The organism is Chryseobacterium sp. G0201, from assembly GCF_003815655.1.
Lineage (GTDB): Bacteria > Bacteroidota > Bacteroidia > Flavobacteriales > Weeksellaceae > Chryseobacterium.
Map to the genome: position 1 here is coordinate 1,035,939 of NZ_CP033917.1, position 19,606 is coordinate 1,055,544.

18 protein-coding genes and 1 pseudogene are annotated in these 19,606 nt (G+C 33.9%); 12 read left to right on the plus strand and 7 right to left on the minus strand.

Annotation, left to right across the window (positions count from 1 at the left end; translation table 11 throughout):
• Positions 1–80 precede the first annotated feature (80 nt).
• The 3 genes from EG348_RS04595 to EG348_RS04605 all read left to right on the plus strand — a co-directional run bounded on the left by EG348_RS04595 (position 81) and on the right by EG348_RS04605 (position 2,618).
• Positions 81–791, plus strand: coding sequence for a diphthine--ammonia ligase (locus EG348_RS04595; RefSeq protein ID WP_123981077.1), 711 nt, complete (start codon positions 81–83; stop codon positions 789–791).
• Between the two features lie 138 nt (positions 792–929).
• Positions 930–2,090 carry a serine hydrolase domain-containing protein gene (locus EG348_RS04600; protein ID WP_123981079.1) on the plus strand — a complete coding sequence of 387 codons (1,161 nt, stop codon included), beginning with the start codon at positions 930–932 and terminating at the stop codon, positions 2,088–2,090.
• Between the two features lie 9 nt (positions 2,091–2,099).
• Entirely contained in the window at positions 2,100–2,618 is a 519-nt protein-coding gene (locus EG348_RS04605) for a 2'-5' RNA ligase family protein (RefSeq protein ID WP_123981081.1), read from the plus strand.
• Between the two features lie 51 nt (positions 2,619–2,669).
• Here the strand turns inward: EG348_RS04605 and EG348_RS04610 are convergent, their stop codons facing one another.
• Positions 2,670–4,031: a M64 family metallopeptidase gene (locus EG348_RS04610; RefSeq protein WP_123981083.1), complete on the minus strand. Its 1,362-nt coding sequence runs from the start codon at positions 4,029–4,031 to the stop codon at positions 2,670–2,672.
• A 2-nt stretch (positions 4,032–4,033) separates the two neighbouring features.
• Complete coding sequence (locus tag EG348_RS04615; protein ID WP_123981085.1) at positions 4,034–4,525, minus strand: hypothetical protein; 492 nt, start codon at positions 4,523–4,525, stop codon at positions 4,034–4,036.
• Between the two features lie 102 nt (positions 4,526–4,627).
• Here EG348_RS04615 and ruvC point away from each other — a divergent pair, with 102 nt between their 5' ends.
• Complete coding sequence (gene ruvC, locus EG348_RS04620) at positions 4,628–5,182, plus strand: crossover junction endodeoxyribonuclease RuvC (protein WP_072411035.1); 555 nt, start codon at positions 4,628–4,630, stop codon at positions 5,180–5,182.
• 34 nt (positions 5,183–5,216) lie between these two features.
• Here the strand turns inward: ruvC and EG348_RS04625 are convergent, their stop codons facing one another.
• From EG348_RS04625 to EG348_RS04635, 3 genes are all read right to left on the minus strand, one after another.
• Positions 5,217–5,624: a hypothetical protein gene (locus tag EG348_RS04625; RefSeq protein ID WP_123981087.1), complete on the minus strand. Its 408-nt coding sequence runs from the start codon at positions 5,622–5,624 to the stop codon at positions 5,217–5,219.
• Positions 5,625–5,715: 91 nt separating this feature from the next.
• Positions 5,716–6,177: a lipocalin family protein gene (locus EG348_RS04630; protein WP_123981089.1), complete on the minus strand. Its 462-nt coding sequence runs from the start codon at positions 6,175–6,177 to the stop codon at positions 5,716–5,718.
• Positions 6,178–6,224: 47 nt separating this feature from the next.
• Positions 6,225–8,126 (minus strand): zinc-dependent metalloprotease, encoded by a 1,902-nt coding sequence (locus EG348_RS04635; protein ID WP_123981091.1) that lies wholly within the window; start codon positions 8,124–8,126, stop codon positions 6,225–6,227.
• Between the two features lie 227 nt (positions 8,127–8,353).
• Between EG348_RS04635 and EG348_RS04640 the strand changes: the two genes are divergently transcribed.
• From EG348_RS04640 to EG348_RS04650, 3 genes are all read left to right on the plus strand, one after another.
• Positions 8,354–9,424 carry a DUF4407 domain-containing protein gene (locus EG348_RS04640; RefSeq protein ID WP_123981093.1) on the plus strand — a complete coding sequence of 357 codons (1,071 nt, stop codon included), beginning with the start codon at positions 8,354–8,356 and terminating at the stop codon, positions 9,422–9,424.
• Positions 9,425–9,536: 112 nt separating this feature from the next.
• On the plus strand, positions 9,537–10,130 hold the full coding sequence (locus EG348_RS04645) for a phage tail protein (protein WP_123981095.1): 594 nt from the start codon (positions 9,537–9,539) through the stop codon (positions 10,128–10,130).
• Positions 10,131–10,136: 6 nt separating this feature from the next.
• Entirely contained in the window at positions 10,137–10,820 is a 684-nt protein-coding gene (locus tag EG348_RS04650; protein ID WP_123981097.1) for a T9SS type A sorting domain-containing protein, read from the plus strand.
• 165 nt (positions 10,821–10,985) lie between these two features.
• On the opposite strand, the gene EG348_RS04655 is transcribed toward EG348_RS04650, so the two are convergent.
• A complete protein-coding gene (locus tag EG348_RS04655; RefSeq protein ID WP_123981099.1) occupies positions 10,986–12,851 on the minus strand; it encodes a GEVED domain-containing protein in 1,866 nt (621 codons plus the stop codon).
• A 254-nt stretch (positions 12,852–13,105) separates the two neighbouring features.
• On the opposite strand from EG348_RS04655, the gene EG348_RS04660 reads away from it, so the two are divergent.
• The 5 genes and pseudogenes from EG348_RS04660 to EG348_RS04690 all read left to right on the plus strand — a co-directional run bounded on the left by EG348_RS04660 (position 13,106) and on the right by EG348_RS04690 (position 19,283).
• Complete coding sequence (locus EG348_RS04660) at positions 13,106–13,381, plus strand: redoxin domain-containing protein (RefSeq protein ID WP_228414833.1); 276 nt, start codon at positions 13,106–13,108, stop codon at positions 13,379–13,381.
• Between the two features lie 26 nt (positions 13,382–13,407).
• A complete protein-coding gene (locus EG348_RS04665) occupies positions 13,408–14,271 on the plus strand; it encodes a hypothetical protein (protein ID WP_123981101.1) in 864 nt (287 codons plus the stop codon).
• Positions 14,272–14,277: 6 nt separating this feature from the next.
• Positions 14,278–17,162, plus strand: a pseudogene (locus EG348_RS21825) (DUF6443 domain-containing protein); the annotation flags it as partial.
• A 1,063-nt stretch (positions 17,163–18,225) separates the two neighbouring features.
• Positions 18,226–18,744, plus strand: coding sequence for a hypothetical protein (locus tag EG348_RS04685; RefSeq protein WP_123981109.1), 519 nt, complete (start codon positions 18,226–18,228; stop codon positions 18,742–18,744).
• Entirely contained in the window at positions 18,744–19,283 is a 540-nt protein-coding gene (locus EG348_RS04690; RefSeq protein ID WP_123981110.1) for a hypothetical protein, read from the plus strand. Before EG348_RS04685 ends, EG348_RS04690 begins: the two co-directional genes overlap by 1 nt.
• Positions 19,284–19,354: 71 nt before the next feature.
• Here EG348_RS04690 and EG348_RS04695 read toward each other — a convergent pair whose 3' ends face one another.
• Positions 19,355–19,549, minus strand: coding sequence for a hypothetical protein (locus EG348_RS04695; RefSeq protein ID WP_123981112.1), 195 nt, complete (start codon positions 19,547–19,549; stop codon positions 19,355–19,357).
• Positions 19,550–19,606: the final 57 nt, after the last annotated feature.

Below are 19,606 nucleotides of genomic sequence, written 5' to 3' on the forward strand. Positions count from 1 at the left end.
AACCTCAAGGAATTTTCTTTGAGGTTTTTTTGTACTAATTTTATGAATGAATTTCTATTTTTACAACACAATAATTCTCAATGAAGCCCAAAGCCATTTTCAACTGGAGCAGCGGAAAAGATTCTGCCCTTGCCTTATATAAAACCTTACAAGAAAACCGTTTTGAGATCACTTCCCTTCTTACGAGTGTGAACGAAGAATTTCAACGGATTTCTATGCATGGCGTTCATAAAGATCTTTTGCAACAACAGGCTTCAAGTCTCGGAATTCCATTAATGACAATGCAAATTCCCAAAGAACCGACAATGGAGCAATATCGTGAGATCATGATTTCAACGATGGATAAAATAAAATCTCAAGGAAATACACATTCAATTTTTGGAGATATTTTTTTGGAAGATCTCCGAAAATATCGTGAGGAACAATTACAATCTATCGGAATGGAAGCCGTTTTTCCACTCTGGAAAAATGATACAACCGAGCTCATTCATGAATTTTTAAATCTTGGTTTTAAAACAATAGTCACATGTGTGAATGAAACTTATTTAGATAAAAGCTTCGCAGGAAAAATTATTGATAAATATTTCATTAATGATTTACCCAAAACTGTTGATCCTTGTGGAGAAAACGGCGAATTTCACACCTTTACTTTTGACGGACCTATTTTTAAAAATCCAATTCAGTTTGAAATTGGAGAAACAATAAAGAAAACGTATCCCAAACCAAAATCAGAAGAAAATGACGCTGATGGAGAATATGTTTTCTGGTTTTGTGATCTGATCTCGAAATAAAATTTACTCAGTTTTATTTACAAAACAATATTTTTCACCTACCATTTATATATTTACTCAAAACCCCTTAAGTGAAATTAGGAGGTTTTTCTTATTTTTGAGGAACAATGTTGATTTAAAAAAATTATTTACTCTCAAATGACACAAAAAAATTATTTTTTTCCTGCGCTTCTATTCCTTTTGGTTATTTTAATTTCATGTGAGAAAAATGAGATTAAACAAATAGCTGCAAAACCAATCGACAAAAATGTAATCATAGATTCTACCATCACAGCTTTTGAAAAAAAATTGCTTGAACAACAAATAGATTCTGTTTTTAAGAAATATGACTTTAATGGAAGTGTTGCGGTTTTCAAAGATTCTGTTCAGCTTTATAGAAAAGAAAACGGTTTTTCAAATTTTAAAACTAAAACCAAGATCGATGACAATACGGTTTTTGCTATTGGTTCCGTAAGTAAACAATTTACCGCGGTGATGGTTTTACTTGAAATGGAACAGGGAAAACTGAAGGTTGATGATAAAGTTTCAAAATATTTAAAGGAATTTCAGACTAAAGAATACGAAAATATCACCATTCATCAGCTTTTAAATCATACTTCTGGCTTGAATTTGTTTGGAGGAAAACTGATGTTTAAAAGTGGTTCCAGCTTTTTCTACTCTAATGACGGTTTTAATGCATTAGGAAAAATCGTTGAAACTGTTTCCGGAAAATCTTATGATGAAAATGTTTTAAACCTTTTCAAAAAAGTAGGAATGAACAGTTCATCCACCGGAAATATTTTTAAAGGAACCGATTTCGCCTCAGCTTATCTTGGTAACGATAAACATTTTGAGGAAATCAAAAATATGCCCAAAAGATTAGGCGGAAAAGAAATTGGAACTCCCGCAGGAGGTATTCTTTCAACCATTCAGGATCTGCATATCTGGAATAATGCTTTGTATAGCGGGAAAATTTTAAATCATGAAACGCTTCAGAAATTCACTGCTAAAAGTTCAGAAAGACAGCATCAAATCTTCGGAAAAATGGGTTACGGCTACGGAATTATGCTTAACATTGGGAAACAAACCGCCTATTTCCACAGCGGATATATCAAAGGCTCCCCTTCTCTGAATATCTATTATCCCGAAACCAAAACTTCCGTTATTATCTTATCCAATATTGCTGATGAAGAAAAAGGGAAAAGCTCGATTTTCAGACCTCATATTGAGATCAAAAAAATTACGGATGGGATTGAAAATACGGTGATTGATTTAGGAAAAGAAATGAAAGTACCAATTTCAGCAGAAATAGTTTCTTAAATTCAATTTATGAAAAAGCTCTATTTCATAGCCATTTACCCACCTCAACAAATCATTGATGAGGTAAAAATATTTAAGCAAGATTTGGCATTAAACTATAACAATTCAAAAGCATTAAAAAATGATGCCCACATCACTTTATTTCCCCCATTTTCCAGAGAAATAGAATTAGAAGAAGATATTCATATTGCTTTTCAAAAAATTGACACCAATATTTCACCATTTGAAATTATATTAAATGGTTTTGACGGTTTTCCAAATAAAAGCCCTGTCCTTTTTATAAAACCCGATAACAATGAGCATCTGATTGAACTTTATAATAGAGTAAAACAGCGTTTTAATTTCATGAGATATGCTTTCAACCCTCATATGACGGTTGGTTACAGAGATTTAAGCTTCGAGAATTATCTTAAAGCATTAGAAGTTTATAAAAACAAAAAATACAAAACTAAATTCTTAGTTGACAAAATCACACTACTTCGTCATGACGTAAAGTGGATTCCTATAGCTGAGAAAAAACTAGGATGAATCACAAAAAAATCGGCCGTGTAGCCGATCCAATTCATTATTTAATCAAAATTATTCTTTGATAATTTTTTGTGAGATGATTAATTCTTTATCCTGAGTTACACTTAAAGTATACGTTCCGATGATCAAGTTATTAACATCTACAAATATGGTAGAAGAATCCTTCATTTCATATTTCACAGGAATCAATTTACCTGAAGCATCATATAAAACTACTTTGGTGTTCTTTGAAAAATCCTGTTTCCCTTTAATATAAAACTCACTGTTTGCAGGATTAGGATAAATACTGAATCTTCTTTCTGTAGCATTTACTTCTGACGTTCCAAGAGTAGATTTATTCAACGTCCAGCTTACATTGGTAAAATGAACTGTGCTGTGTCCTGTAACATTTACCAAAGTTGTATTATCCTTCACCGAAAAAAGCAGTGTATTATTTCCATTATTCAATTGGCTCGGAGTTACAGTTAATGAATTTCCAGTAGAAGCAAGTGGAGTTCCGTTCAATGTCCATGAATTGACCAATGTATTTGGAATTGGCAGGATTTCATTCACCGTAAATGTCACATTTGTATTGGCACTTACAGAGCTGCTGTTTGCAGGCGTATAAGAATCAACCGGAGAAACTAAAGAATGGATTCTTTCAATAATTTGTTCTCTACAGACAGAACAAAATTGTCTGTCCAGATACCTCATCTCGCAATTTTGATGCGGACGGAACCAAGACGGACTTTCTGTGTAAGGATAAATACCAACATTATTTACACCTACCCAATTTTTCCATTTAATCGTTGCAGGATTTGAGTTTTGAGTTTTATTTGGAGATTCACCAGTACCAGAAAACCAATATTCATCGGCAAGCTGACCAAATGAGTGTCCCAATTCATGAACAACGATTTCATTAGCAGAAGCGTTTAATGAAGCAAAGGCATAAGTTCCGCCACAGCCACCATATTCTGTAGAATTACCCAGAACATAGGTGATATCATAATCCGGAAGATTAGCCGCTAAAACCTGCGCTACTTTATTGGTAGAATTGCTGTAAATACATCGATGAACCCCAAAATCAAACGAAGAACCTAAATAATTATTCGGATTAGAAACCGGAATTACTGGCTCTGTCACATCTGTTGCCGTTCCGGGATGTTTTACTCCCGTTTCTGCAGAAATTACTTTTATGCCGTAAGCATTAAAATAATTTTTATATTCTGTGTAAGGACTTTTTGTGAAAAGATAATTGATTGTAGACTGAGCCGAAGAAACAAAATTGGTCTGTTGAGCAGCCGTAAATCCGTCCCCTAAAACTGCAATATTGATTCGTTTATCATTTGACCCGCTCTGCAAAAGTGGAACTACATCGAAGACCTGAGAAAAGCAAAATGTGCTGGCAAACAGGAAAAGTAAAGTTTTTTTCATGATTATAGTTTTTGGGTGAATAATAATTGAGTTCCGGCGGTTGTTACTTTCACAACTCTAACAACTTTTATTTCTTCAGAATGAGAATATCTCACACTGAATTCTGCATTTTGAAGAGTAACTTTATTTCTGCTTATTCCTTCTCCATCAAACCTTTCCAATTCCGGATTTAAAGGATTTTCTACGATCTGCTTTACGATCTCTTTCCCGTTTTCATCATTTAAAGAGATAATAAAATCTCCTGTTTTGGCTGAATTTCTATCAAAAGAAGGTTTGGATTTTAGTCTTCCCTCCATGATTTTTTTATCTTCCAAAACTACTTTTTCTGCCCCTGAAATATTTTTTTCAACTTTAAAAAACAGATAAACAATCTGGCCCTTTGCTTCCAATGACTTCTCATTTTCAACACAACCATTTCCCTGTAAGTCTTTCACCTGCAAAAAATTACAAAACAGAAAGACCGGAAACATAAAAAAGATCAATAAGTTTTTCATAATCATTTTTTTGTTTAAGTTAAGAAGTTTTTGGTAAAACTTTAATATTTCACCTGAATTTTTTCATCGTTAAGAATTAATGAAAGTCATATCTTTGACGTGATGATTTCAGAAAAAATAATTTTAGGAATAGACCCCGGAACCGCTATCATGGGTTTTGGTATTATTTCCGTTAAAAAAGGCAATATGGAGATGGTTTCGATTCATGAATTGATATTAAAAAAATATCCGAACCACGAAACCAAGCTTAAATATATCTTTGATAAGACGTTGGCATTAATCGACGAATACCATCCCGATGAAGTAGCTCTTGAAGCTCCTTTCTTTGGAAAAAACGTTCAGAGTATGCTTAAATTGGGTCGTGCGCAGGGTGTAGCGATGGCGGCCAGTCTGTACAGAAATATTCCGATCACGGAATATTCACCGAAAAAGATAAAAATGGCCATCACCGGAAACGGTAATGCCAGCAAAGAACAGGTTGCAGGGATGCTTCAAAGTTTATTAAAACTAAAAGAATTTCCCACAAAATATCTGGATGCATCCGATGGGCTGGCAGTTGCCGTCTGTCATCACTTTAATTCAGGAACCATAAGTAGTGACAAATCCTATACGGGTTGGGACAGCTTTTTAAAACAAAATCCGGATCGCTTGAAATAAGCATCCGGATTTTTTTAATTATTTATGGTTAAAATTATTTCTTTTTATATTCTGCAGAGGTAACAGAAAAATCTGCTGTTGGTTTTCCGTTTTTGTCATAGTAAACATATTTCAATGTAACGTCATTATCTCTAAATTCCTGCATATCGGCAGAAGTCTTGATCGCATTTACAGCGCCTTCTTTTGCTTCTTTTTTAAAAGAATTGATCTCTTCTTCCGTTACATTTTCTTTTACATCCTGTATCAATGTATAATTATATTTAAAAACTTTATTTGGCTCTGCTGAGACGCTGTCCAGACGTATTCCGTCATTTAGAATTTGCGGAGTAAGCTTGTTCATATTGATTGCAGCTTCTTTCAATTCGTCATCAATTGTTTTCTCTTTATTACAAGAAATTAATAATAGGAATGAACTTAATGAAAGTACGATTAAATTTTTCATAATTAAAGATTTTGGTGATTTGATACTTAAAGATATGATTATTTAAATTAAACAATCAAGCACCTGTATATCATCAATTTAAAAATTACTTTTACCTTTCATAAACATCTTCAATTTCTCTTACTTTGCCATCAAGAATATCACTATATACAATTGAAAATTTATCTTTAGACAGTATTTTATATTGATCAAGTTTCTTTAAATCTGCATCCCAATAAGAAAAAGAACTTTGATTTATCACAACCGTAATTTTGCCCGAAGAACTTTTAATAGTACAGTCTTTTCCTGTAGCATAGTTTTTAGTTAAAAACAGATTTCCATTTTCTTTTTCGAAAACGAGATAATATTTTTTCATACACTCATGAAGAGGATAGATCTTTTTCTCAGTTCCATCAAGATATTTTTTTTCAACAAACTTCCAGGTTCCTAAAAAATATTCAGCGTCACTTTTTACCGATATTGTAGGTTTGCTTTTTATTTCTTTCTTTTTATGTTGAGACTGACAGCTAGTCACCATTATGCACAGTAATAAAATACTTATAATTTTCCCCATATCCTTATTATAAAAAAGAAGCCCTTTAAAAAAGGGCTTCTAGTAATTTAGTTATTTAAGAATTTCTTAGATCCTTTTTGATCTTTATTTGAATAATTAATAATGTAAGCTCCTTTTACCAACTCTTGGTTGATTTTAACTTCATTTGTTTTAGAAATTCCTTTTTGGATTAGTTTTCCACTAAGGTCATAGATCTGATAATCTCCAAATATATTATTTCTACTTCCTACAAGGGTAAGTCTATTTTCTCCTTTTGAATATACAATTTTAGCATCTGAGTTGTCTTTAACTTCAGAAGTACTCAATACATCCAAGATCTTCACTGCATAATCTTCCATCTGACCGTATTGTAATTGTGAACAAGCCGTAAAATCAGGAAGCACCGCTGAAGCAAATGTCGCAGCATCTACAGCAACTCTCATTCTTAAATAGGTATTTTTTACAGCAGAAGCCGGCGGAGTAATATTATTGGTAACCGTTATTGAAGCTCCAGAAGCTACATTTGTTGCAGAAGTATTATTCACAACCAATTCACTAGCTTCGAAAGCACCGTTATTATTATAATCAATCCAAACCTTTGTTCTGAATTTATCTGCCTGACCAAATCCGTTCAGATAAGTTACTTTCAATGGCGTACTAGAATTTGAATTGATATCCGTATAATATGCCGGTCTTATACAAGTTGCCGTAGAATAATCTGCATAATAGATAGGTGCTACCTCATCTGAATCATATCCGTTTGTCGTACTACTAATCGATCCGAAATTCACTCTATAAGGTCCTATCGCAAAATTGTTATTTGTCGGATGCGCCGTTCCTGCAGGGTTACACTGTGCTGCCACAACAGAAACCGTGGAAGGAATAACAACTGAAGGATCTTTTCCTGCTGTAGAATTCAACAAGCTTTTTCTGTATTCCATCATTAGCATTATAGCTCTATCTCTTTGGCCGTCTGTGAATTTACGGTTAGAGTTAGTATAATTCATTACATTATATTGAGTACCATCGTAGTTTACTCCTGTACAAGGGTCTGTTGCCGTATTATTAGGAACAGCCACTCCATACATACTTCTTGATGGTGAAGTATCACAAACTCTATCTCCGTCTGTTGCACAGTTATTATTTACCGGGCAAGTAGTCTGGTTCGTATAATTAACTCCTTGGAAAGTATGGTATAAACCAAACGCATGTCCCAACTCGTGCGTTAATGTTGTGTCATTTGTATTTTTAATTGTAGCAACCTTCATAAAACTTTCATAGCTATAATCATAAGAATCAGGGAACATCGCATATCCCATTAATCCGTAAGATAATTGTTGCTGTCCGTCGAAACCGGTCACTACATAAATATTAAAATAAGATGTTTCCGGCCAATGCGGCGCCAATTGACTTTTAATATCATAATCTGCTACTCCATTATTAGTCTGCATTTTTACCCCATAAGTATCGTAAGACGGAAGCGTACTACCATTATATCTTACAATTCCTGTTGTAGGTTCGCAGCTAGGAGATCTTTTAGCCAGTACAAGTTTAAAAGGTATTACCGAACCACCTGTTGGACCAGTACCTTCTGCATAAAAACCATTTCCAAAAGTAGTAGCATACATTTTGTTTGCTCTGTCAATCCAATTTATAATCTCCTGATCTGTTAAAGCTAAATTAGCATTTGCAGTAGCCTGAGATTCGATAACGTGTACGACTACAGGAATTTCATAGACCTGTCCTGTATATAGCCCGTTCCAAGATGTTGTTGCGCCTACTTTATTTAGATAAGAATGCTTATCCAGATTACTTAATCTAGCTTCAGTTTCCTCTCTTTTTTTCTTTAAATCTGGATATTTGCTATCCATTTTTCTCATTACTTCGTCAAAACCACAAAATTTATGTTGGTCTTGAGAAAATGCATTAAAAAAAATCATCAATGCACAAAAGATCATAATTCTCTTCATTTATATACTTTTTGTTATTTTATTTCATGCAAAACTATATTTTTTTTACGAAAATGCAAATTGAAAAATCATAAAAAATCACATCGATTAGAAATAATTTAACCACTAAAATATAACATATTAATTATCAAAACATTATATGTAAAATTACATATACTTGGTAAAACATAATACTATCTTTAACATTGGTACGATTTTTAGTATTACTTTTGTATAAATTTTCAATAATGAAAAACAATCAACAAACTATAAATCAGGTGAATCATAAAATAAATTGGTTCCAGAAGTTTCTGATGGTTTGCTCCGGAGGAAACATCCATATTCTAAGAAAAACACCGAGTGAATGGAACAAGTTTGCGGGCATCGGAGGCATCGTTCTTTTCACTGCTGTTTTTGCTACACTTTCGGCAGGTTATGCCATGTTTACTGTCTTTGATAATATTTGGGCATCCATCGGTTTCGGAATTTTGTGGGGACTGATGATTTTTAACCTTGACCGTTATATTGTTTCATCAATTAAAAAAACGGGAACATGGTGGAATCAGATCTTAATGGCAATTCCACGTCTAATTTTAGCAACTTTTCTGGGAATTATTATTTCTAAACCTTTAGAACTTAAAATTTTTGAAAAAGAAGTTAATAAACAATTAAATACCATTATTCAGAGAAATAAAAAACAGCTTCAAGGAGAAATGAACGGAAGAATCCTTCAACAAAGCGGACCTTTTGAAACTGAAAAGAAACAAATCTCCGAAAAGGTGGTTCAATATCAAAAATCATATGATTCTGCTGCTGTAGAGCTCGAAAAAGAGATCCTAGGAAAGCAATCTGGCTTAACGAGCGGAAAAGAAGGTTTTGGCCCCAATGCGAAACGAAAACAAGAGCTTAAAGAACAACGCAGACAGGATTTGGAAAATTATCAAAAACAAATTGCTCCACGCCTCGATTATCTTGATAAAGAAATTTCAAAAGTATATACCAATCTTGAAACTGAAAGAAAATCTACAGAAACTTTTGAAGATAAATTCAACGGATTTGCCGCAAGATTGCAGGCTTTGGATGAATTAGGGAAAAATTCCGCCATTATTGGATTAGCTGCAGCTTTCATTATGGGACTTTTTATCTGTCTTGAGATTTCTCCCGTATTGGTAAAGCTGATCTCATCGGTTGGACCTTATGATCATCTTCTTGAAAAAACTGAAAATGATTTCCGACTTTATGCCAAAGAAAAAATTGAAAAAGGGAATGCACTCACCGATTTTAGAATCGAAGATTTTAAAGATAATCTAGATAAATAAAACAATTATTTTAACACAATATTGCCTTTCAGTTAACTCTGAAAGGTTTTTTGTTTTAATAATATAAATATGTAAAATATTATTTAACTTTACTTAACTAAACTTGATTATCATGAAAAACTTTACATTAGCATGTGCACTGCTTATCAGCTGTGCATTTACACCTACCTTAAAAGCTCAGGCATCAGAACCTTTTCTTGGGCAAATCGCTTTCGTTCCTTATAATTTTGTTCCTAAAAACTGGGCAGCCTGTAACGGACAATTATTACCAATTTCACAAAATCAGGCACTTTTTGCTCTTTTAGGTACTCAATACGGAGGAAATGGAACGACTAACTTTGCATTACCTGATATGAGAGGAAGAATGCTTGTTCACGAAGGGCAAGCTCCGGGAGGTCCTACTAATTATACAATGGGACAAACAGGAGGTTCAGAGTCTGTCACTTTATTAGTAACTCAGATGCCTACGCACTCACACACCGTGAATGCTGTAACAGCAGAAGGAAACCAAAATACACCGAGCAACACACTTCCTGCAGATACAAAAACATTAGACAAGGAATATTCTGATGCTGCTGCCAATACGACAATGAAAAGTACAATGGTGAATCCGTCAGGAGGAAATCAACCACACGAAAACAGACCTCCTTTTCTTACTTTGAAATGTATTATTTCATTACAAGGAGTTTTCCCATCACAATTTTAATAGATTATGAAAGCTTTATATTTATTATGTCTTGCACTCGGAAGCTCAGCTTTCGCGCAGACGATAACGTTTAAGGGCTGTTATAATTTATTTGACGACCAAGTTTTTACTTTTACTAAAACAGGTGTGGATGCAAACGGCAAGGGCATTTACATCACAACACCTATTGATGGGCAACCTTGTGGCGGTTTAGGAACTTGTGAATTTAAAATCCAATGGAACAATACTTTAACGAGATGGGAGTTTTTAGCAGATGAAGGAAACGGTACTTTTGCAAGCCCAAATCTAATTTACTATAACTCTACCGGAAACAGTGCATTTACAAATCCTCCGGCCAACACAATCGGTACGTGGGTTGAAAACACAACTATTACAACGGGACAATGCGGAGGAAACCTTACATCGGCTAACTCTACAATGACCGGAGATGTTCATACCTCAACATTAGGTACATCAGACGTTACAAAAACTAAAATCCAGATCTTCCCTAATCCAGTCTCGGAAGCCATCAGTATTTCAGGTATTGAAAAAGCAGAATCTATTCATATATACAACATGGCAGGGCAACTGGTAGTATCAGAAGCGTTCAGCAAAAAAATAAATGTATCACAATTAACTTCGGGAGTTTATTTACTAAGGATAAATACCAGAGATTCTCAAATTCATGAATTTAAGTTCGTGAAGAAATAAAAACACTATTTTTTATAATGAAAGCTTTCGGAATTCCGGAAGCTTTTTTTAGTTTTAAAATAAAGAATATCTTAAATTTCAACAATAAATATCAGAATAAAAATATTTAAGACAATAAAAAAGCCCCTATAAAATAGAGGCTTTGATATTTTGATTCTAAAATAATTATTTAATAATCAATTTAGTAGTTTTAGTATCTTTCCCGTTAGAGATCTGAACCATATAAACTCCTTTTTCAAGGTTATGATTTACTCTGAAAGTTCCGTTACTTTCTTGCGTTAAAGATGGAGTTGCTACTAATCTTCCTGACATATCAGAGATTGTAACGTTAAGATTTTTAGCATTTTTAGCTTTAATAAATACCTTATCTCCAGCAACACTTGGGTTAGGATAAATTACAAAATCATTATCACTTGCTTTTACATCAGCAGTACCTAAAGTCGTAACAAATTTCACTGTATAATCTTCTGCCTGACCGTAAGCTAATTGTCCACATGCAGTCATGGTTGCAGGGTTATTCGGAGCATCAGCAATAACTCTCATTCTTAAAGGAGTATTTAATACCACTGAAGCAGGAGCTGTGAATGTAGCACTCAATAATCCTTGTCCATTAGCATCTACAGCAACATCATCACCTGTAGCAACCAATTCTGACGCTTCAAATGTTCCGTTGTTGTTATAATCGATCCAAACTCTAACAGACTGGTCATTATTCACAAATCCAACCTGAATAGTCTGAGCCTGAGTAGCTAATAATTCTGTATAAGCATTCATACTACAAGCTTTTGTAGTATAATCTACATAATAAGAAGGCGCTCCAGCCCAATAACCAGCTGAAGAATTATCAATCTGACCAAGTTTAACAGATGTTGGTCCTACCAAATAACTTCCCGGAGTAGTAACTCCCGGAGGCATACAAGATGCTGCAACCGGAGTTCCAGTAACAACCGGAGTTGCAGGCAAAGCTGTAGCTCCTTTAGAAGTTGTTAAACTACTTCTGATCAACATGAATAAATCATTAATTCTATCTCCTTGTCCTGCAGTAAATTTCTGCGCAACAGAATTAGAATAATTCATCATATTATATTGTACACCTTGATAATTTACACCTGTACAAGGATTAAGCTGAGAGTTTGTAGGCACCGGCCATAATGTATAACCGCTTCCTGCTCTTTCTGTATCACAAACCTGATCATCATCATCCGCACAAACACCTGTAGTTGGCGGACAGAAATCTGCATCTCCCGGAACAGCATCAAATGTTCCTCCATCAAAAGTATGATATAATCCCATCGCATGACCGAATTCGTGCGCAAAAGTAGTATCATGAGCATTTGTAACAACGCCTGATTTCATGAACGATTCGTAGTTTGCGTCAAGGTTGTTCGGGAATGCTGCAAACCCCATCAAACCTGCATTAGGTGTAGGATCAGCATCAAACATACTGATTACATAAATGTTAAAATAAGATGCTTCCGGCCAGTGTGGAGCCAACCCTTTGATAGCAGCTCTATTTGCTCCACTAGCAGTTTGATAAGCCATACCAGAGGTATTATATCCCGCCAATGTTCCACCGTCGTATCTCACGATACCTGTTGTTGCATTACAGTTAGGATCTCTCTTAGCCAATACTAACTTGATAGGAAATACTTGAGCTTGTCCAAAATCCGCAGGTACACCTGCAGCCGGCCATGCGTATGTTCCTGCATACATTTGGTTAGCACGATCAAGCCAAGCCTGAATTTGAGCATCTGTTTTGTTATAAGTACTTCCAATTGTTGCACCTGATGGGTGAACCAAATGAACGACTACAGGTATTTCATATACACCATCTACTGTCTTTCCAAACGCTGAAGAAGAGTTGTTCTTCTTTTCAGTGTGAATCTTTTGAATAATTTTATCAAAAGTCTGTCTTAATCCAGGATTAGCTTTGTCCTGTTCTTGCAATGTTTGATCAAAACCACACCATCTTTGTTGTGCAGTTAATGAAACGGATAACACAAGCGCTCCATAAAGGAAAATTCTCTTCATTGTTTTCTAATTTAAACGTATTCAAATTTAATATTATTTACATAATTCCACTACAACCCTTTAAAAATTCATTTAATTAATTCAAATAGTGAAAATATTTATAATATGTCCTCATTATTTTCAGTTTGTTACATCAATATTATATTTATGTTAAAATTTATTTAAGAGGCAATAGTTAATTATTTGAACACTAATGACTAATTTTAACTAAATTTCTATCAATTTTATTACTTAAATCATTAAAAATTTTAAATATGATATTAGAAAAAGGAAAACCGGCACCAGATTTTGAACTTCACGCAACTCCAGACCAAAAATTAAAGCGATCTGACTTTTTAGGTAAAAATTTAATCTTGGTATTTTATCCCGCAGACTGGAGCCCGGTTTGTGGAGATCAGGTGGCCTTATACAACGAAATGCTCAGTATCTTCCATAAATACAATGCAGATATTCTTGGAATTTCTGTGGATAGCTCTTGGTGTCATGATGCTTTTATGGCAGACCGATTAATATGGCGATGTATGATATGATTGCACAAATGCATGTTGTCTCTAAAATGTCAGCTCATACCATATATTCTCATCATACTCCTCTTGTATCTACAACCAATATTGAGTATTTTAATAATAATCCTATTACATCTTCAACTCAATATACTTATGGAATGATTAATCATCATCAACTAACCAAACAAAAAACCACTTTCCCAGACGCTTCTATTAACGAAACCACTTACAACTACGCCAACGAGAAAGGCAACCAACTGATGATCGATAAAAATATGATCGGTATCCCGTTGGAAACCTCAACAACTCAAACGATTGGTACAGCTACAAAAATGTTAGCAAAATCAGAAACGGTTTATCCAAAGACAACCGTAGAAATCATCAATAACAGTGCAGGTTTGGTGCTCCCGTTATCTGTAAAATTGTATGATATATCCAATTTAAGTAATACTCCATCAACAGAAATCACTTATGATAAATACGATGTAAAAGGAAACTTACAACAGTACACCACAAAAGATGGAGTTCCTGTAGCAATTATCTGGGGATATAATAATACTCAACCTATTGCAAAAATAGAAGGTGCAAAACTTTCAGATATTCAACAATCTTTTATTGACAGTATCGTTAATGCATCCAATACCGATGCTTTAGCAACTCCAAATAGTGACGAAACTTTATTTTTATCTGTCTTGAATACCTTTAAAAATAATTTACCAAATTATCAGGTGACAACCTACACCTACGATCCATTGATTGGAGTAAGAAGTATTACACCTCCGTCAGGCATCAGAGAGGTATATTTCTATGATACCGCTAACAGATTGAAAGAAATAAAGCAAGAGGTGAAGAATGCCAATGGTAGCTTAGAGTATAAAATTTTGAAAGAATTCAACTACAATTACAAAAACTAACACACGATGAAAAAGATAATTATTCCAATTGGAGCTTTACTTATCACGAGTTTAGCCCATGCACAAAATCTGCCCAATACAGAAAATTATATTGAAACCAGAACTTATCTTGAACCCGTCACAATAAGCAGTTCTACAGCAAAACAAATTTATACCGTCCAGTATTTTGATGGACTAGGAAGACCTAAACAAGTGGTAAATGTAAAAGCATCACCATTAGGAAGAGATGTTGTAAATCATATTGAATATGACGGTTTTGGGAGACAGGCAAAAGACTTTTTACCTATCCCGCAATCTTCAACACAAAACGGAGCTAATTTTTCCGACACCACTAGGTAATGCACCAGCTATTTATGGGGGAGAAAAAATCTATGCTGAAAAGATCTTAGAAAACTCACCCTTAGACAGAATCCAGCAACAAATACAGGTTGGAACTGATTGGAATTCTAAACCTGTGAACTTTAGCTATGATACCAATATCACCAATGAGTTGTTTAAATTTGCAACTTCTACTACCTGGGAAAATGGAGCTACTAAAAGCACTCTTACAAATTTATGGGGATACCCTCCCAGTCAGCTTTACAAAAATACGTTAATAGACGAAGACGGAAACAAAACCATAGAATTTAAAAACGGACTGGGGCAGACACTTTTGGTGAGAAAAATGCTTAATGATACAGAATATGCCGATACTTATTACGTGTATAATGAGTATAATCAGTTAGCATTTGTCATTCCTCCAAAGGCAGTAAATCAGCCTATAACGGATGACCTACTGAATAATTTATGCTATCAATATCGATATGACGGCAGAAACCGTTTGGTTGAAAAGAAAGTTCCAGGTAAAGGCTGGGAACAGATGATTTATAATAAAAGAGGTCAAATTGTTTATTCCCGTGATATTAATCTTAAAAAAGGAATAGCTAATTTCGTAGCTGACGAAGCATGGGTTTTCACAAAGTATGACAAGTTTGGAAGACCTGTTTATACGGGGATTTGTAGAGACGGGACTCCAAGACAGACGATTCAGCAAGCTGTAGATAATCAAGCAATTGATTATGAAACAAGAGGAGGAAGCCTTAGTATGAACGGAATGACTATTGAATACGGAAATACTTCTTACCCCACTTATCTGGATAAGATTCTTTCTGTAAACTATTATGATACCTATCCGACAGGATCACCTGCCATTCCTACACTGGTTTTGGGTCAGGATGTTTTACCGCAGGATACTTCAAACTCATCTGTAAGTACTAAAAGTCTTCCTACTGCTTCTTATGTAAAAAATATCGAGGATGACAGCTGGACAAAAAATTATTCTTATTATGATACCAGAGGAAGGGTTGTCGGAACATATTCTATCAATCATTTGGGAGGATTTACAGAAACAAAATCTGAGCTTGATTTTGCGGGGGCTGTTAAGCAGAATATAACCCGCCACAAAAGATTAGATTCTGATACTGAAAAAGTTATTACCCAAACTTTTGAATATGATCATCAAAACAGGCTACTCGTTCACAAACATAAAGTAGATAACAATACTGAGGAAATTTTAGCTCAAAATAAGTACAATGAACTTTCACAGTTAGAATCTAAAAAAGTTGGAGGGACAAGTATTGCAACGCCACTTCAACAAATTGATTATGCATACAATATCAGAGGTTGGATGACTCAGATTAATAATCCTGCAAATTTAGGAAATGATTTATTTGGGTATAAAATAAATTATAATCAGGTAGAAGGTTTGGAAATTCCAAATTCAGATTTTCCAGATCTTAAAGTAAAACCGAAATATAACGGGAATATTGCAGAAGTATCTTGGAAAACATTAACTCAAGAAAATGATCCTTTGAAAAGATATGGATATTCATATGACGTTTTAAACAGACTTTCAGCAGGGTTTTATCAAAAAGAAGGATCGGAAACAGCAAAAGAATATTTTGAAAAACTAGATTACGATCTTAATGGGAATATCCAGAGATTAAAAAGATCGGAAGGAGTTTTAACAGGAACGAATACTGCAATAGTTATCGATAACCTTAAATATGATTATACAGGAAACAGACTGATAAAAGTAACCGAAGAACAGATTGGAAACAGTAATGGTTACCCTTATCTTGCAACTCATAATACTATTCCTTATGATGACAATGGGAATATGATTGCACACATTGATAAAGGTATTTCTTCTATTCAATATAATTATTTAAATTTACCAAAACAGATTACTCAGAACTCTACAGTGACAAATACCACTTACAGAGCAGACGGAGTAAAAGTAAAGAAGCTCTTTGGAGACATAGAAACAGATTATTTGGATGTTTTCAGTATAAATCCACAAAACCCTCGGAATCAGGTGTGGAGGGTTGATAGGTATTGGAGATCCAAACGAAGTTGCTGAAATGAAACTAAGAATTATTCCAACCTCGGAAGGATATTATGATGCACTTGGAAATCAATATATTTATAATTTCACTGATCATTTAGGAAATGTAAGATTAAGCTATGCAGATACCAATAAAGATGGAGTTATACAACCTAGACAGTATCGTGTTCAGCAATGTGACGGACCTTGGAATCCTTGGAACCTGCCAAACTGTATTGATTATTGGAAGCCAGGGGAAATTGTAGAAGTGAATAATTATTATCCATTTGGATTATTGCATAATTACACTGTAACTACACAGAATGCTTATCAATACAAGTACAATGGAAAAGAATTGCAGGAGTCTGGGATGTATGATTATGGGGTGAGAATGTATATGGCGGATATTGGAAGATGGGGTGTGGTAGATCCGTTGGCTGAGAAATCAAGACGTTGGTCGCCTTATACCTATGCTTATAATAATCCTATCCGCTTTGTTGATCCTGATGGTAGATCCAATAAGGATATTATTAAAGTAAATAATGAAGGTTTTGTTCAAGATATTATTCCTCAAGAGGGACGACATGTAGTTCAAGATATGGAAGGGAATCAGCTAAATACCAATGATTCTGATGCCGATCAGGAGCAATTACAGGCACTTGTTGATTATGCTGGAACAATGACGGATTACGAGGTACAGGATGCAGAAGTTAGGTTATTTACACCATATTCGGCACAAGATATGGTAGACAAATTCAATGCTTTAGGTATTGGTGAAATTAAAGATACAGCACAAACGTTAAACAGTATTGGTGGAATCGGTTGGGCGGCAGCGTATTTAGGTTTGGTAGGACATTCTGAATTTGATTTTGTAGAACATTTGTCATCCTTATCACAACAAACAGATAATGCATATAGTTCTATACAAGGAGGAGGAGCTACACCTCCAGATGGAGCGGGAGGTTTTATACGTTTTGAGAGTACAAATACTCTTTACAACATTTATGATGCAGGAAATTTTATGACAGGAAAAGCTTTTCAAATGATCGGGATAAAACAAGAGTCTCTTTTAAAGGGGGCTGATTTAAGTAGTAGATATATATCTCGTCAAGGTCCTGATACAGCAACAGATCAAAGAGCAGTTACTAATGGATATAATTATAACAGAGTAGGATGGAAAAAATAAATATTAAAAATTTTGCGGTATTATCTTTTATTATCTTTTTGTTGAATTTTTCTACATTTATCTTTATTGACATATTAGAGTGGATTAATCCTTATTCTTCATTTAATAAAAAAGTAAGTTTTTTTATTTTATTTCCTCTAAATATAATAGGAATACTAATATCATTTTTTGTGATTATAAAGAATACTTTGAATAAAGGTGGATTTATTTATTCATTATTATGTATTCCTTTATTACTATTATTATTTTATTTCTTCTTTCTTAAAGGAGTCTATCTAAAATAAAAGTTACCCCGCTCCTGTACGATTGTATCGTGTGGCAGATAACAAAAACCCTCGCAAAATTGCGAGGGTTTTATAGACACCGTATCATCATTCAATAAAGCATCACCACAGCTCGTGATATGCTGAAAGGAGCCATTGATAACCACAGAACAGATTATCAGGTTAATTCTGATAACACAAAAAGTACATCAATTGATACTGTCGGTTCTCGTGGAGAAACAATTGATGGGGTTTATGGAGCAACCATAACATATGATTTAAATATTAATACTAATCAAATTGATAAATTTGTTGCAGGAACTAGCGAGGCTCTAAATCCATTAACTATGGGATATGGCATGTCTACTTTACATGAAATAAGTCATAAATATAATAACTTGGAAGATCAAAATGTAATTTATGGTTCAGCTGGTCCGAATGAAAAAGTTATTAATACTATTAGAAGAGAGCTAGATGCTTCTGGGCAATTTAACTTACCATTCGGCCAAAGAAATTCATATAGTCCAATAGATGTCTTATATAAAGGAAAGGTGCATAATTTTACACCTTTTGAAAGAGCGCCTGCTGTTATGGATGGTAATTTTAATAAAATTAATGTAAGGAAAAATTTATTTATGCTAACACCAAAAACTAAATAATGAAATATTTAATAATCATTTTATTCTTATGCTTTAATCTTTTAACATATGGACAATGTGTATGTGAGAGATATGAAAAAGGGATTGAATATATAAAACAAGATTTTAAAAATAAAGGGACGGAAAAGTATTATGAAAATATTTTAAATTCCGGAGCTTATGGAATATCCATTTATGAAAGTATTTTTCCATTATATAAGTCTGATAATTATTTTAGTTGGTTAAATATTGAAAAAACTAAGCCGATAAAAAAAAGTAACTGCTTATCTAAATTAAATAAAAAATATTGGGGTAAATCATGGAAATCATCGGATTACTATAAAAACCAAAATGTTTTTACTAAGGATAAATTTAAAGGACCTTCACATATAGCATTTTTTAATGAGTTCAAAAATGATTCTTTAAGAGTTGATGTTATATCAAATTCGCGTGAGGGTTTAAAATATTGTGGTAGTATTAATAAATATCTATTGATTTTTGATAAAGAAAATAATATCAAAGAAACGAAAACCTGGACTGATCATTACGAGTGTCTGTAAACCCGCTACGCAAAGTCTGTGACTTTGAGTAGATAAAAATAACCCACCGCAGTTGCGGTGGGTTTTGCGTATTATAGCGTTACAATATTTTTAGGAGGTACATTTTCGTAGTTGGATCGATAAAAGTACAGAGCAAATGTATTAGAAGGAATCATTGCTGCTAAAGAATGTGGATTTGTGGATAAAGCCAACACTGAAACCCGCACCCATTTTACCCACAAGTCCACATTTACAACAACACCGACAACAATACAAATTTTCCACATTTTTAGAAATGAATTTATTTTTTCAATTAAAATAAAAAACTTTGCGAATAAAAATCG